Origin of the sequence: Micromonospora siamensis (assembly GCF_900090305.1) — a bacterium.
GTDB classification, from domain to species: domain Bacteria; phylum Actinomycetota; class Actinomycetes; order Mycobacteriales; family Micromonosporaceae; genus Micromonospora; species Micromonospora siamensis.
Window position 1 is genome coordinate 28,606 of sequence record NZ_LT607751.1, and the last position, 16,066, is coordinate 44,671.

The 16,066-nt window shown below is 67.6% G+C and carries 3 protein-coding genes; 2 read left to right on the forward strand and 1 reads right to left on the reverse strand.

From position 1 onward, the window contains the following. Window positions 1–34: 34 nt before the first annotated feature. The gene (locus GA0074704_RS29605; protein ID WP_088968598.1) at window positions 35–6,532 is read right to left on the reverse strand and encodes an RHS repeat-associated core domain-containing protein; all 6,498 of its coding nucleotides are present in this window, start codon (window positions 6,530–6,532) and stop codon (window positions 35–37) included. 333 nt (window positions 6,533–6,865) lie between these two features. On the opposite strand from GA0074704_RS29605, the gene GA0074704_RS00135 reads away from it, so the two are divergent. Then, window positions 6,866–11,308: a LamG-like jellyroll fold domain-containing protein gene (locus GA0074704_RS00135; protein ID WP_088968599.1), complete on the forward strand. Its 4,443-nt coding sequence runs from the start codon at window positions 6,866–6,868 to the stop codon at window positions 11,306–11,308. Between the two features lie 450 nt (window positions 11,309–11,758). Continuing rightward, on the forward strand, window positions 11,759–16,030 hold the full coding sequence (locus GA0074704_RS00140; protein ID WP_088968600.1) for a LamG-like jellyroll fold domain-containing protein: 4,272 nt from the start codon (window positions 11,759–11,761) through the stop codon (window positions 16,028–16,030). The last annotated feature ends 36 nt before the right edge of the window (window positions 16,031–16,066 follow it).

The window sequence follows — 16,066 nt, forward strand, 5'->3', positions numbered from 1 at the left end:
CAGGTTGACCTCTCCTAGCTAACGGGCTCGACGGTCAGCATCCACCGTTGCCCGAAATGGCATTCCTGCAGATCGGGCCCGGATGCGGCAGTGAGCCGATCTTGATTCTGACGTTCAGGGTAACGGTCTGCGACTGGGTGGGGAACCTGCCCTCGAACCTGCGCTGGACTGGCTCACCCACAAGGCGGTCGTATCCCGGAAGGTAGCCCGCCCCAGGAATACGAGTTCCGGACTTCACCGTCGTCTTGTTCTTCAGGACAAGCTTCACGGCCACGGTGCCGTCATTCGAGTCATCGGTCACCTCCCAGTTGACCGAGTAGGAGCCCATGAAAGTGACCTCCAGATTGTCTGCAGGCTCCCGATTGAGGTAGGCCCACACGTTCTTCGGGTCATGCTTCGCCGCGTACCAGAACTCGTCCCAGGCGCCCAGGCTCTTTCGCATCTGGCCATCGCGCTGACCGAGCACCACCTCGTTGGCAATCTGATATTCAGCCTTACGCAGGTACGGATCCTTCCGCATCTGCTCGGCGAAGTAGTCGCCGTCCTGGAACTTGTAGCTGCCGCCAGTCCCACCGAGGAACAAGTCAGCCAACTGGGTTGCGTTGGTGCGGTTCACGCTACGCAGCTTGTGCTTGTGGGTCTGTCGACGAGAGGCAGTTGACGAACGGTGATGCTTCCGCCCCCAGTCCTTGTTTTTCTTGGTGCCGCAGCCGCCGGGGCAGCCGCCGGCGCCTCGGCCGTCGCCCTTCTTCAGGGGTCGCGGATCGTAGCCGTAGCAGTCGAAGTGGCGGCAGTCCTCGGGGATCAGGCCGGTGGGATCGCTGCTAGTGACCGGGGTGTTGTTGGCGTACGCATAGGCGCTCCACTGTTGTGGGTCGCCGGCGTCGATCACTGGATCCACCGAAGCGAACTTGCCGATGGCCGGGTCGTAGGCGCGGGCGCCGACGACGGTCAGGCCGGTGGGGCTGGTCGGTTTGTTGAGGAAGCCGCGGTTGTCGGGTGGGGTGATGGTGGCGCCGCGTGGTCCTCCGTAGGGGGTGTATTGCCGCCAGGTGGGGTTCTGGGCGGTGTTGTCGAGGTAGAGCGTTGGGGTGCCCTGGTTGTCGGCGAGGGCGAAGGTGTAGGCGGTGCCGGTGCCGGAGCGGATGCAGGTGCCGCCGCCGGGCAGGTCGTAGTAGCGGTCACCGTCGATGACGGTGGTGGTGGTGTTGAGGGTGAGTTGTTGTCCGGGAAGGTAGAGGGTGTTCTTACCCGGTTCCTTCTGGAGGAACAGGTTGCCGTCGGCGTCGTAGATGAAGGTGTTGGTGCCGCTGGTGCCGCCGGTGACGTCGGTGAGTTTCCCGGCGTCGTCCCAGGTCAGGGTCTGGTTGCCCTGGGCGGCGTTACGGCCGGAGGTGTTGCCGGCGGCGTCGTAGGTGTAGGCGCCGGTGGCGGTGGTGGTGGTGCCGACCTTGGTGGTGGTGGAGGTCAGGGTGTGGGGCTTGGCCTGGCCGTTGCCGTTGTAGGTGTAGTCGGTGATCTTGTTCGCGGCGGCGCCGAGGCCGTGGTCGGTCTGCTGGGTGCGGTTGCCGATGACGTCGATGGACCAGCTGGTCCAGTAGGCGCTACCGGCGCCGATGCTGTTGCCGACCATGCTCTTGTTGGCGTCGGTGGGGGTGGTGGTGCAGTTGTCGGTGGCCGTCCACGCCTCGGTGAGGCGGGCGAGACCGTCGTAGCCGTAGCACTGGGTCTCCGCCGGTGTGGTGGCCCCGTACCGCTTGCTGATCTTCCGGGTGACGTTCCCGGCCAGGTCGTACTGGTACTGCTGCTCGTCGACCATGGTCGGGGTCGTGGTGGAGCGGGTGATCAGCTGATTGGTCAACCGGCCGTTGTGGATGTCGTAGGTGTTGGTGACGTACGCGGCGCTGCTGACGCTACCGATGGTCTGCTGGTTCACCCGGCCCCACGCGTCGTAGGTGACACCACTGCTGTAGGCGTTCGCCCCCGCCAGGGTGGTCGGCAGGTCCAGCACCCCGGAGTAGCCGTGCAACACCGTCTCCGACGCCAGGCTGCCCTTGGCCGGATACGTGTCGGTCAACGGCAACCCCAACACCGAGGTGTAGGTGTGCCCGAACACATACGACCCACCCAGACTCCCCTCGGTCGCCGGAATCGTCACCGTCACACCCAGCGAGTTACCGAAGACATCGAACGCCTTCTGCTGCGTCGTGAACGCCTGACCACCCCGGTACGCGACCGTCGTGGTCAGCTCACCCACGGGGTTCGTCACCCCGGCCACCGCGTTGCTGTTGTCATACACCCACGCCGCCCGCTGATTCGCCGCCGACTGACCAGCCACCGTCGAGGCGAACTCCCCGATCTTGCGGTCCAACGCGTCATACGTGTAGGACAGGGTCCTGCCCCGACCATCGGTGGTCTGCACCAGGTTGCCATTGGCGTCGTACACCATCGAACTGCTGCCAGCGTCCGGGTCCGACTTACCCACCACCTGACCCAACAGGTTGTACGTCGACGTCCACACATTGTTCTTGCCATCAGTCAGGGTCGCCTGGTTGCCGTGGGCGTCGTACCCGTACTTACTCACCACAGCGGTACCACCGGAGACCGTGAACGTTCCGGTAAAGGTGTCCGCCGGCGTGGTCACCGTCGGTCGCACCGAGTACTCCTGCAGCTCGATGTCCTGATCGAGCACATCGAGCACCTTCGTGGTGACGATGCCACCGGCAGGCGGAACGACGGTGCTCCGGTCGCCGCCGTACACCGTGGTGGTCTTGGAGACGGTCACGCCGTTCTTCGCCGCCTCCACGATCACCGCACGGCCGAGACCGTCATAGGTGGTGAACGTCTGGTTCGGGACCTGCTTACCCAGATCAGTCGCCGACACTGGAGTGGAAACCGTCGGCGTCGTCGCATCGTCCCACCACCCGTTGTACGACGCCCGCGTCCAACCGCGCGTGTCATAGAACGTGTCGGTGATCAGTCGGCCGCCCTGCGGGGTGACCGACTGCGTTTGCCGGCTACGCAGCAACGCATCGTACAGCGTGACAGACGTCTGGTAGCCGTTGGAGTTGTTCAGCTTCTCCGTGGTGACCGCGCTGACCCCGGTCTTCGAGATGGTGTACGTGAACTTCTGGTTCGCCGGACTGGTGGTGGCTCGGTTGTTCATCCAGACAGCAGTGCTGCGGCCCAGAGCGTCGTACTGCTCCCGCTTGACGACCGAGTTGGCGTCGGTCGTGACGAGCGGCATACCACGCCTAGGATTTAGCGCTACCGTCACTACCTGAGACAGCGCATTCGTGGTGGCGGTCCCTGTCACGAGGTTAACGCCGTTCGAGGTGTAGGCCATCTTGGTCAGGCCGCCCCGGCCGTCGTAGGAATCAGTGACCCGACCGACGGAGTCGTAGAGAGACCTCTTGTCGGTCTGCCAGACATATCCCGAGCTGTAGTCCTTAGCGGTCTGCTCCATAGTGACGTCGCCCTTGGTGGGGGCGGCGGCCTGCGGGAACGTGGTGGCGAAGGTGGTGTCGTCGTAGAAGTTCCGCTCGGCCTTGACGACCTGCGCGGGCCGGTTCACGGTTGCCGGCGCGGTCAGGGTGTTGAGGCTGCCCGGCACGGAGGCCGGGGTGCCCTGAGTGAAGCCGCCGCAGGCCACCGACACCGTTTCGGTCTGGCTGACCAGACCGACGAGGTTCTTACCGGCGTTGACCGGCGCGTACGTATTGGTGGCGCATTCCGCATAGGCAGGGTCGAGTGGGACGGTGTAATTGTAGGTGTTCTTGAGCAGGCCGAAGGTGGCGCTGGTGGTGGTGGCGTCGTAGCTGTTCTCCGTCGCCGTGTACCGCCAGGTCGTGGTACCGCTGCTGGTGACCGCCTGCCGCGTGTACGTCTTGACCGGCGCCACCCACTGCGACGTCAACGCCGACAATCCGCTCCGTGCGCGGGTCGCCGTCGCGGCCGAAATCCAGTACGAGGTGATCGTGGAGGAATCGACCCGCCCTCCCTCGCCGAGGTAGTCGGTGGTCTCCAGTTCCTGCCCGGCCAACTCGTCGGCGTCCTCGTGGGTGCCGCCGGCGGAGTCGGTCAGGTTGACCACGGTGGTGTTGTTGTTCTTCGACATGCCCCGGTAGTAGGCGACCTCGGACTGCGTACGGCGATCGTTGACGCCGTCACCGGTGAAGGTCTGGACCTTGGCGTAGCCGCGGAACTGCCCGTAGGTGCGGTACTTGGCCTTGACCACCTCGTTGTCGTCGTAGTGCCACGCCGCGCCGCCGAGGTACTTGTAGCTGGTCGACAATGCCGCCGCCCCGCCGGTCGGGTCGGTGGAGGTCACCCGGGTGACCGCCCACTTGTTGAACCAGTCCTTCGTCGGGTTCACATAGCCGTCCGGGGTCCAGAACACCGGGTAACACGACTTCGTGTTCGTCGCCGGATCCGTGGTCACCGGCGCCGCACACGGCACCGGCAGCTCGTAGCTGGGCGAGATCACCGACCCGGTCTCCGTGGTGATCGTCGCGATCCGCTGCCGGTAGAAGTTCGGCAGACCACCGGTGACATCCACCCGGTTGGCCAACTTCACCCCGGTGAACGACACCGACGGCAACGTGATCGCCGACGTCGACCCACCCGCGCTCGTGTCGTGCCCGGTGCGCGTCACCGACGACAACCACAACGTCGGCGACGTCCCATCCCCCGTGGCCGGCATCGTATGGGCCAGGGCGTACGAATCGACCTTCTCGTACGCCGAGGTGGCCGTGTTGTACTGCTGCGCCTCGATACCGGTCAGCCGCACCGTGGAGAAGAACGACGGACTGAAGTCGTCACAGTTCACCCCCGACGCGCAGACCAGGTCGAACGGCACATCCGGCCAGTTCGCCTTGTTCGCCGCGTTCAACGGCTGACACGTCCCCGACAGACACCGGTCCCCGGTGGTGAACACCACCCGGTTCGGCGGCGTCCCATACGCGTTACCATCGGTGAACCCGTAATCGATCCGCGACAGATAACTGTCGCGCACGTACGACACATCCGTGGCACCCATGTTGCGGCCGTAGAAGTTCGTGTCCTGCTTGTAGTAGTACGACATCGCGTTACCGTGCGTGTCATACACGTAGTCCAGGTTCCACCGATACGCCATCGTGCACACCGACGACGAGAACCCCGCCGAGTTGTAACACGGATCCCCCGCATGCGGCGAGTACACCGGCACCGAGTCCACCGACTTCGTCTCCGCCTTGCCCGACACCCAACCCGGCAACCGGTTACGCCCGAACTCATACGTCGTGCCATCCCGAAGGACGACCCGCCAGTAGTCGGTGTTGTAGGTCCCCGAACCGTTACCCGAGTTCGTCACCCGCGTGACAACCTCACCGTTGTCCGACTCCGGCTCCCACACCTTCTTCGTCGCGTCCCAGACGAGAGAAGTCGAGGAGCCGTTGAGAGACAACGTCAGGATCGGGCCGTCGTAACAGTTGTCGTAGGACTTCACCGGTGACGGACTGCCACCCGGGTCGTCCCGGCAGGAGGCGAAACTCTGCTCGACGTACGAGCGCGGCGTGGACCAGCCGTCGCCGATCCAGGAGGACTGGGCGTTCGTCGAAGCCGTCTGGCCATCGACACTGCCCGAGTCGTAGGAGAGCGCCACCGTCGGCACCAGGTCCGACGCCGCCGGCGGCACCGTCACCGGATACGAATACGTGAACGAACCCGTGCTCTCCCCACCGGTCCACGAACCGGACGGCTTCAGATCCGTCGCCCCGTAGGTACCACCCGGGGCACCGCCCTCGGCGGCGGTCGCCGTGACCGCCAGCACAGTCATCGCGCTCGCCGCGAGCGTGCCACCTGCCTGCGAGGAGGCCATCGGCACCTCGGCCGACACCGTCCGCGCCGCCGGATCGTTCGTCGACGCCAACGGCGTCACGGTGCGGCAGGCGGCCAGCGACGGCGTGCTCACCGCACAGGCCGGCAGCTTCACCAACCGCAACCGCGACCCGTAGTTACCGCCGTACGCCTCGGCGAACGACTCGTAGTCCACCCCTACCCGTACCGTGCCCGACGCCACGTCGGGTGTCACCGACAGCAGCACACCGTCGACCCCGGCCGCCTCCGCCGCGCGCCGGTCCGCGACAGCAACGGCCAGCCTGCCCGGTCCGGCCGTCCGGCCCTTCGCGGCCGCGACCGGCTGCGCCCAGACCGGCGAACCCGTCGCCCGCGCCCTGCCCGCCGTCGACGGCCGCGCGTTTGCGACGGTCACCAGGTTGAGCTGGGTCGATGCAGCCTTCGGCCACGCGGTGCGCGTGGGCCGGAAGGTCGACTTCGCGTCATCCGGTGGCGTGATGAACCTCGTCGGCAGGGGCTTCACGCCCTTGACCGAACGTCCCGGCGACACCGCCGGCGCCTTGGCCAACCTGTCACCGCTCGGCTTCGCCGACGCCGGTGTGCCCGGCAACAGCCCCGCTACCAGTGACGCCGCCGCGATCATCGCGGCGGTTCGTCTGGGACGGCTCAGCTTTCGCGAGCCCCCGTGTCCGTCCATCGAACCTCACCTCTGCAGGAGTGACTGAAGCCACGCAGGGTGACAGGTCGCGCACCCCCGTGGCGCGATCAATCTTTCACGTCCGTCCACATTGAAGGTCACGGACTGGTAACGATCACCCGTCGAGGGATTGCGTGTTCTGAGGACACAGCGTGCGAAAGGGACGACCGTCGGTCACCGGCGCTATTCCCCAGGGCGTCCACGGCTGATCTACTGTGGCCGCCCACCGGGCGCACAGGGCGTCCATCGGACGCGTACACGGGGGAGAGCCTCTTCATGCCCAAAAACCAGTCGTCGAGAACGAGAGGGGGAAGACTCGTCGCGGCAAGTGCCGTGACCAGCCTCTTCCTCGCCGGGGCGACCACAGCCCTGCCCACCGCGCAGGCTCTCGCCGCACCGGCCAAGCCGGTGCCGACCACCGCCGCCCCGCTCACCGTCGACCAGGCCCTGAGCCAGGCGCACAAGAGCGGCAAGCCGGTCGAGGCAGTTGCCGCGCGTACCTCAACCTCGACGTTCACCGCCCAGCCGGACGGCACCGTCGAGCTGACCCAGTCGGCCGTACCGACCCGCACCCGGGTCGACGGCCAGTGGAAGAACCTCGACCCGACCCTGGTACGGCACGCCGATGGCAGCATCACCGCGGCGGTCACCACCAACCCGGTCGAGGTCTCCCCGGGCGGCACCGGACCGCTGGCCGAGATGACGAGCGGTGACCGGGCCCTGGCCGTCACCGCCCCGCTGACCCTGCCCGCGCCGACGCTCTCCGGGCCCACCGCCACCTACGCCGAGGTGCTGCCCGGTGTCGACCTCACCGTGCGGGTCAGCGCCGAGGGCGCCTTCTCGCACGTCTTCGTGGTCAAGAACCGCACCGCGGCCGCCGATCCCAGACTCGCCTCTCTCGACCTCACCACCAGCACCAGAGGCATCACGCTCGGCACCGACGCCGCCGGCAACATCGCCGGGCGGGACCGCTTCGGGCGCACCGCCATCGCCGCCCCCGCGCCGGCGATGTGGGACTCCACCGCGCCGGCCGGTGACGGGACCGAGCTCTCGCAGCGTGCGGCCGTGTCCAGCCCCTCCGCGCCGGGCCGTGGCGCGCGGACCGCTCGGATCGGCGTGAGCGTCACCAAGGGCAAGCTGCGGTTGGCCCCGGACCGGAAGATGCTCGGGGATCAGCGGACGGCGTACCCGGTCTACATCGACCCGACTTTCACCTGGACCCCGGTCGGTTCGAGCATGGGCGGCTGGGCCACCCTCTCCTACCAGCACCCGAGCACGAACTACTGGCGGGACACCCCGGACCTGATCGGGCGGATGCAGGTCGGCAACTCCGGTGACCAGCGCTCCAACACTTTGATCAACTTCGCGGTTCCGGTGAGCACCCTGAAGGGCGCGGAGATCTACGACGCGATCTTCAAGATCACGAACACCAGGTCGTGGAGCTGCACCGCGAAGACGGTGAACGTCTATGCACCCGGCTCCACGCTGAGCCAGACCAACGCGTTCTGGAACGCCTGGGCGGGTGTCGCGAAGGGCACCGCAGCCGCCTCGGCGAGCTTCGCCTACGGCTACAGCGGCTGCCCCGCCGCAGGCGCCTCCTTCGACATCACCGGTCAGATCCGGGCCGATGTCGGTGCCAATCGCAGCACCCGCACGCTGTGGATGGTCGCCGCCAACGAGGCCAGCGACACTCAGAGCTGGAAGGAGTTCCTGGAGACCAGCCCCACCCTGACCATCCGCTACAACCACCCGCCGGCCGCGCCCACCGGCTTGAAGACGAGCCCGGCGACGTCCTGCACCGCGGTCACCCCGACGATCGTCGGTGACACCGCCGTCTCCCTGTACGCCCCGGTCTCCGACCCGAACCGGGGCACCCTCGGTGTCACCTTCAAGGTGTGGAAGGCCAGCGACGCCACCCAGACGGCGATCGCATCCACGAACCCGAGCCTGTTGACGTACTCGTCGGGGTCCACCGCGGTGTACATCGTGCCGCAGGCGACCCTCGCCGCGGCCGCCGGCGTCACCAGCACCAGCAACGGGGTCCCGACCACCTTCGCCTGGAAGGTGCAGTCGACGGACTTCCGCGCCACCAGCGCCTGGTCGGTCACCTGCAAGTTCACCTTCGACGCCACCCGCGCCGGACCGCCGAAGATCGCTCCGGTCACCGGCCCGGCCACCATCGGCACGCCGGTGACCATCTCGGTCGCGCCGCCGGCCACGGGGACCAAGCCGGCCAACTACGTGTACCAGCTGAACGCGGCACCGCCGGTGGGCGTGACCGCGGACGTGAACGGGAACGCCAGTTTCCAGGTGACCCCCACCCGCTTCACCAACACGCTGTCGGTCACCAGTGTCACCGCGGCGGGCAAGAACTTCGGCGAGACCGACGTGCTCGAGTTCAACGCCATTCCCCCTGCCGTGCCGGCCGCCGACGGTGACCTCACCGGCGACGGAAAGGCCGACCTGCTGACCGTCGGCTCGACCAACAACCTGAAGGCCGGACTGTGGCTGGCCGAGAACACCGGCGAGGCCAGCGTCAACCCCGGCATCACCAACATGGGAAGCCGGGGCAACGGCGTCACCGGCCAGAACAGCCCGGCCGACTTCGACGGCGGACAGGTGCTCACCGGGCGCTTCACCGGCGGCAGCTTCCAGGACGTACTGGTCTACTACCCCGCAGGTGCCAACGCGGGCGGCGCGGGCGTACTCGCCGGCAACGGCGACGGATCGGTGCTGATGGCCGACCGCAGCGGAGTGCAGTACAGCATCGAGCCGAGCTTCCTGCTCGACGAGTTCGGCCGGCCACCGATCCAGCTCGCCAGCGCCGGGGACGGCCGGCATCTCGGCTCGTCCGCCTACCCCGACCTGATCGGCACCAGCGGCGACGCCACCAACGGCTACCAGCTCACCTACTACCCGAGCTGGGGGGTGCCGGGACAGTTCTTCGGCGCCGTGTCGACCGGGGCGACGACGCCGACCGGCGGCACCGACTGGAACAACTGGACCGTCGCCACCGCGCAGACGAGCACGGGTACGGCGATGTTCCTGTGGAACCGGAACACCGGAGCGTTGCACCTCTGGTCCGATCTCTTCTACAACCAGGACACCGGCCAACTGGCGTACGCTTCCGCGCGGGTCCTCGCCGCCTCGGGTTGGAACACGGGCGCGTCGCTGTCGCTGCGTGCCGGCGACATCGACGGCGACGGTACGCCGGACCTCTGGACCGTCGGCGCCGGCGCGGTCACCACGGCCTGGCTGGTCGGGAACCTCCAGCCCACCACCGCCACCATCACCGCCCAGCCCCGGCAGACGCTGATCACCTCGGACCACACCTGGCAGCTGGACGACCAGGCGGACGGCCCGGTGATCACCGCCAAGGACCTCTCCGGCGGGAAGTCGCTCTCGGTCGAGGGTGGGAACGTGAGCTGGCGGGGTGGCGACCTCTTCGACCCCGTAGTGATCATGAATACCGACGACACCGGCACCGTGGTGGACGTCTCGAAGAAGGGCGCCCTGTCGGTCGGTGAGCGGTTGATCGACACCACCAAGTCGTTCACGATCTCGGTCTGGGCCAAGCCGACCGCCGCCGGCGGGGTCATCGCCAGCGAGGACGGCGCCGACGCGTCGCGCTTCCTGCTCTGGAACAACGCGAGCGACAACACCTGGCGCTTCGGCCTGGGCAACACCGACAGCGGTTGGTCGTACACCCAGGTCGTGACGCCGGCCGGCACGGCGCTGGGCGTGTGGACGCACCTGGTGGCGACCTACAACGCCGAGACCCGGACGATCTCGCTCTACGTCAACGGCACCCTCAAGGGCAGCACCCAGTACACCGCCACGCCCACCTGGCCGACCACCGGCAAGTTCGTGGTGGGCCGGTACCTCTACCAGAAGGCGCCGACCGCCCACTACGCCGGCATGCTCAGCAACCTGCAGGTGTGGAAGCGGGCGCTGACGCCGACCCAGATCGGTGCGAGCAACAGCAGGACCGGGAGCCTGACCCCGGTCGCTGCCACCACCTGGACGCCCCCGGGCACCGGCACCGCGCAGACCGACATCTACACCACCGACAGCAGCGGCAACCTGTGGAAGCAGCGCAAGCGCATCTTCCGGCCGGGGGACATCATCCCGCCGGACAACCAGCTGTGGGCGCCGCGCTTGGTCTCCACCGGCTGGAACCAGTTCACGCCGTTCGGGGCCGCGGACATGAACCACGACGGCTACCAGGACCTGGTCGTCCTCGACAACACCTCCTGCGACCTGCAGGTCTTCCCCGGCACCGCGGACGACCTGAGTCCGACGCCCACGATGCTGGGTGTCGGGTGGTGCGGTTACCGCCCCTTCGGGGTGGCCGACTGGAACCGGGACGGCTTCCAGGACATCATCACCGCGAACGCGGCCGGTGAGATGTGGAACTACCCGGGCGACCTCGCGGGCGGCAAGGGCACGAGGGTCAAGCTCGGCACCGGCTGGTCCACCGACTTCACCACCTTCGGCATCGCCAACGTGGTCGGTGACACCACGCCGGACGTGTACACGAAGATGGCGAGCACCGGAGTCCTGAGGCTGTACGACTTCCCCGCGGGCGCACCGAACGGCATCTCCCAGGTCGGCGCCGGTTGGGGTGGCTACACCTCGTTCGGCCTGACCGACTTCAACCGGGACGGCAAGCCGGACATCATCACCCGGGAGAACTCGACCGGCAAGCTCTGGATGTATCCGGGCGCGACGGGCGGCACCCTGGGGGTGCGTACGCAGATCTCCTACGGCTGGTGAGTGGAAGCCGGGGTCGGGCCCTCGGGCCCGGCCCCGGTGCCGTCACGTCGAATGCCTTCCACTTTGCCCGCCCGCCCGCTGATGGGATCGACCCCCATGCACATCCGCCATCATGGCTTCGGGCAACGGAAGAATAACAATCTGACGCTTCACCCCATGCCATACCGGGGGCACTGAACGCGAAACGGACAAGCCGGTACGGAGACAGGCCTGCCACCGGAGTCCTGCGGCTGGTTCACTGTGGCCGCTCAGCGGGCGCGGTTCAGCGCCCGACGGATACCACGGGGGAGTGGCTGAATGCTGTCCGCAAGTCCATCCTTAACACGCAGACAAATGGCCGCCTCGATGGCCGCCGCCGGCCTGTTCCTCGGCACCGCCGCAGTGACCTTGTCAACCGCGCCAGTCGACGCGGCGCCGACGGATCGGACGCACAAGCAGGCAAGCGGACCCATGACCGTGGACCGGGCGGTCACCGAGGCGAGGCGGACCGGTAAGCCGGTGGAGGCTACCGCCGCCGGAACGTCGACCTCCATGCTGACGGCCCGGCCGGACGGCACCATCGAGTTGACCCAGTCGGCGGTGCCGACCCGGACGCTGGTCGACGGCCGGTGGAAGGAACTCGACCCGAGCCTGGTCCGCCAGGCCGACGGCACGGTGACCGCGCAGGTCACCACCAACCCGATCCGGCTCTCCGCCGGAGGCACCGGTCCGCTGGCGCAGATGACCAGCGGTGACCGGGCCATGTCGCTCTCGCTGCCCGTCGCGTTGCCCGCGCCGGTGCTGTCCGGTGAGACGGCCACCTATCCGGAGGTGCTGCCCGGGGTCGACCTGACCGTCCGGGTCACCGCCGAGGGTGGCTTCTCCCACGTCTTCGTGGTGAAGAACCGCACTGCCGCGGCGAACCCGAAGCTGGCCGCCCTGGACCTCACCACCAGCACCGAGGGCGTCACGCTGGCCGCCGACGCGGCCGGCAACATCACCGGCCGGGACCGCACCGGGCAGCCGGCGATCACTGCGGCGGCCCCGCGGATGTGGGACTCCAGCGCCGCGACGGCGCCTGCCGCGCGAGGCGCGCTCTCCACCGCGGTGGCACCGGGCCGGACCGCCCGCAGCGCCCCCATCGGCGTGAACGTCACCAAGGGCAGGCTGCGGCTGACCCCGGACCGGAAACTACTCACCGATGCGGCCACCACCTTCCCCGTCTACATCGACCCGACCTTCAACTGGAGCTCCTCGGGGCAGAAGATGTCCGGCTGGGCCAGCATCTCCTACCAGCACCAGTCGACCAACTACTGGAAGGACACCCCCGACCCGATCGGACGGATGCAGGTCGGCAACGCCGGCAGCCAACGCTCCAACACACTGATCAACTTCACCGTCCCCTACGGCACCCTCACCGGCGCCGAGATCTACGACGCCATCTTCAAAATCACCAACACCCGGTCCTGGTCCTGCACCGCCAAGACCGTCAACATCTACGGCCCCTCGACGACCCTGACGTCGTCGAACGCCACCTGGAACCACTGGGAGGGCGTCAGCAAGGGCACCGCGATCTCCTCGAAGAGCTTCGCCTACGGCTACAGCGGCTGCGACGCCGACGCGGTGTCCTTCGACATCACCAACCAGATCAAGACCGACGTCACCAACCAACGCGGCACCCGCACCCTGTGGATGGTCGCCGCCAACGAAGCCACCGACACCCAGAGCTGGAAAGAATTCCTCGAAACCAGCCCCACCCTCACCATCCGCTACAACCACAAACCCAACAAACCCACCGGCCTGACCACCTCCCCCAAGACCGCCTGCACCGGCGGCTCCACCGTCGGCGACGGCAACGTCTCCCTCTACGCCCCCGTCTCCGACCGCAACGGCGGCACCCTGGGCGTCCGCTTCAAGCTCTGGAAGAGCAACGACGCCACCCAGACCGCCATCGCCTCCTCCGACCCGAACCTGCTCACCTACTCCTCCGGCAGCACCGCCGTGCTGGTGGTGCCCGTCGACAAGCTCCGCTCCGCCGCGGGCGGCGCTCTGATCGACTTCTCCTGGATGGTCCAGACCACCGACTTCCGCACACCCAGCGACTGGTCCGCCCCGTGCCGCTTCAGCTTCGACCCCACCAGACCCGGAGCGCCTCAGGTCCCGCCGATCGCTGACGGCACGACCACCATCGGACAACCGATGACATTGACGATCAGCAGGAACAACGACCCCACCAACGCCAACACGACGATCCCGAGCGGGTACGTCTACCAGCTCAACGCGGGACCGCCGGTCGACGTCAGCGCGGACAGCGCGGGGGTCGCCACGGTGGCGGTGTCACCGACCCGGTTCACCAACACGCTCACCGTCACCAGCGTCTCGGCGGGCGGCAACTTCGGCGACACCGCCAGCGTCACCTTCAACTCGAACCCGGCGACGACCGCGGCGGACGCCGACCTGACCGGCGATGACGCCGCCGACCTGCTCACGGTGGGTGCGACGAACGGGCTACCGTCCGGTCTCTGGCTGGGTGCCGGCAACACCGACGGAACGGCGCTGGCGGGCACGAACATCGGGGCCCGGGGCAACGGTGTCACCGGCCAGAATCTTCCGGCCGACTTCAACAACGCCCAGGCCGTGACCGGTCACTTCACCGGCACCGGCCTGCAGGACGTCCTCGTCTACTACACCGGCGGCGCCAACGCCGGTGGCGGCGGAGTGCTGCGCGCCAACGGCGACGGCAGCGTCATCCAGGCCCAGCTCAGCGGCAACCAGTTCAGCCTGATGAGCGATCTGCTCCTCGACGAGTACTCCAACTCGCCGTTGCAGCTGGCCAACGCCGGTGACAGTCGCGGCGTCAACGCCGGCAACCCGAACCCGATTCCCGACCTGATCGGCACCAGCGGCGACGCCACCCACGGCTACCGCCTCACCTACTACCAGAACGTCGGCGCACCGACCCTCTACCTCAATCCGGTCCGTCTGACCACCACCACCCCGGCCGGTGACCTGGCCTGGGACCAGTGGACCGTCGCCACCGCTCAGCTCGCCGGCGGCACCGCCATGTTCCTCTGGAACAGGACCACCGGGGCCTTGCACCTCTGGACCAGCCTCAGCCTTCCCGACCCGACGAACGGTCAGCTGCTCTTCAGCGCGTACAACCTCGGCGCCTGGAACCCGGGCGCCAACCTCACGCTGCGGGCCGCCGACATCAACAGCGACGGCACGGCGGACCTGTGGACCGTCGGAGCCGGAGGACTCGTCACGCCGTACCTGGTCAGCAACCTGGCCAGCGGCACCGGAACGATCACCGCCCAGAGCACCCAGAGCCTCATCACATCCGACAACGCCTGGCAGCTCAACGACGCGGAGACGGGCTCCGTCACCACGGCCCGGGACAGCGCCGGTTCGGTCAACGCCACCGGCAGCGGTGGAGTCAGCTGGAGCACCGGCGACCAGTTCGACCCCGACGCCGTCTTCAACGGCAGCACCGGCACGCTGACCACCGCGACGTCGGTGGTGGACACCAGCGGTGACTTCACGGTCTCGGCCTGGATCAAGCCGACCACGCTCGGCGGCACTGTCCTCGCACAGAGCGGCGCGAACACCGCCGGCTTCAAGCTCTACACCGATGCCAGCGACAAGTCGTGGCGTTTCGCCATGCCGCGCAGCGACGTGGCCGCGCCGACGTACGACACCGCGACGGCCGGTGCCAACAGCGCCCGGGTGGGCGTGTGGACGCAGGTCATGGCGAACTACCAGAAATCGTCGAACCTCATCACCATCTACGTGAACGGGGTGAACGCCGGACGGGCGGCGCACAGCACCGGCTGGAACGCCACGGCCGGGCTGCGGATCGGCAGCCACAAGACCGGCTCCTCGGCGTACGGTGGTTGGTTCGCCGGTGAACTGGCCTCCGTGCAGACCTGGAAGCGGTCGTGGAACGTCGCCCCGGCACCCAAGGTCCGACCGGCGAACCTCGTCGCCACCAAGACCGACGGCACGCTCTGGAACTACCAGAACTCGGGCCTCTGGTCGCAGCCCTACAGCTACGGCAACAAGATCGGTAGCGGCTGGAACGCCTTCGACCGGGTGTCGACCGCCGACGTGAGCGGGGACACCTACCCCGACATCGTCGCTACGAAGCCCGACGGCACCCTCTGGCTCTACACCAACGCCGGGGCGACCAACCAGACCAAGCCGTACGGCTACGGACGCCAGGTGGGTGCCGGCTGGGATCAGCTGCCGAAGACCACGGCCGGAGACATCAACGGCGACGGGTACGCGGACATCATCAGCATGCGTACTGACGGCACGCTGGTCTATTACCCCAACCGATGGACGACCAACTCCGACGCCCCGTTCTACGGCTCCGGCGTCAGCATCGGCACGAGCTGGACCGTCTTCAACCGGATCATGGCAGGTGACGTCAACGGCGACGGCTACGTCGACATGATCGCCACGAAGTCGGACGGGTCGCTCTACTACTACCCGAACAACTACGTGAACAGTCCGAGCTGGCCTTTCGGCAACCCGGTCCTGATCGGTTCGGGCTGGGGGACGTACACCAGGGTCGTGCCTGCAGACGTCAGTGGTGACGGTTACGTGGACCTGGTGGCGATGAAGCCGGACGGCACGCTCTACGTCTACGGCAACAACATCAACGTCAGTGCCAACGGCAAACCGTACAGCTGGGGTCGGCTGATCGGCACCGGCTGGACGGCGTACAACCGGATCTTCTGAGCCGGGCAGAGGAAGGGGGCTGGTCGCGCACGCGCG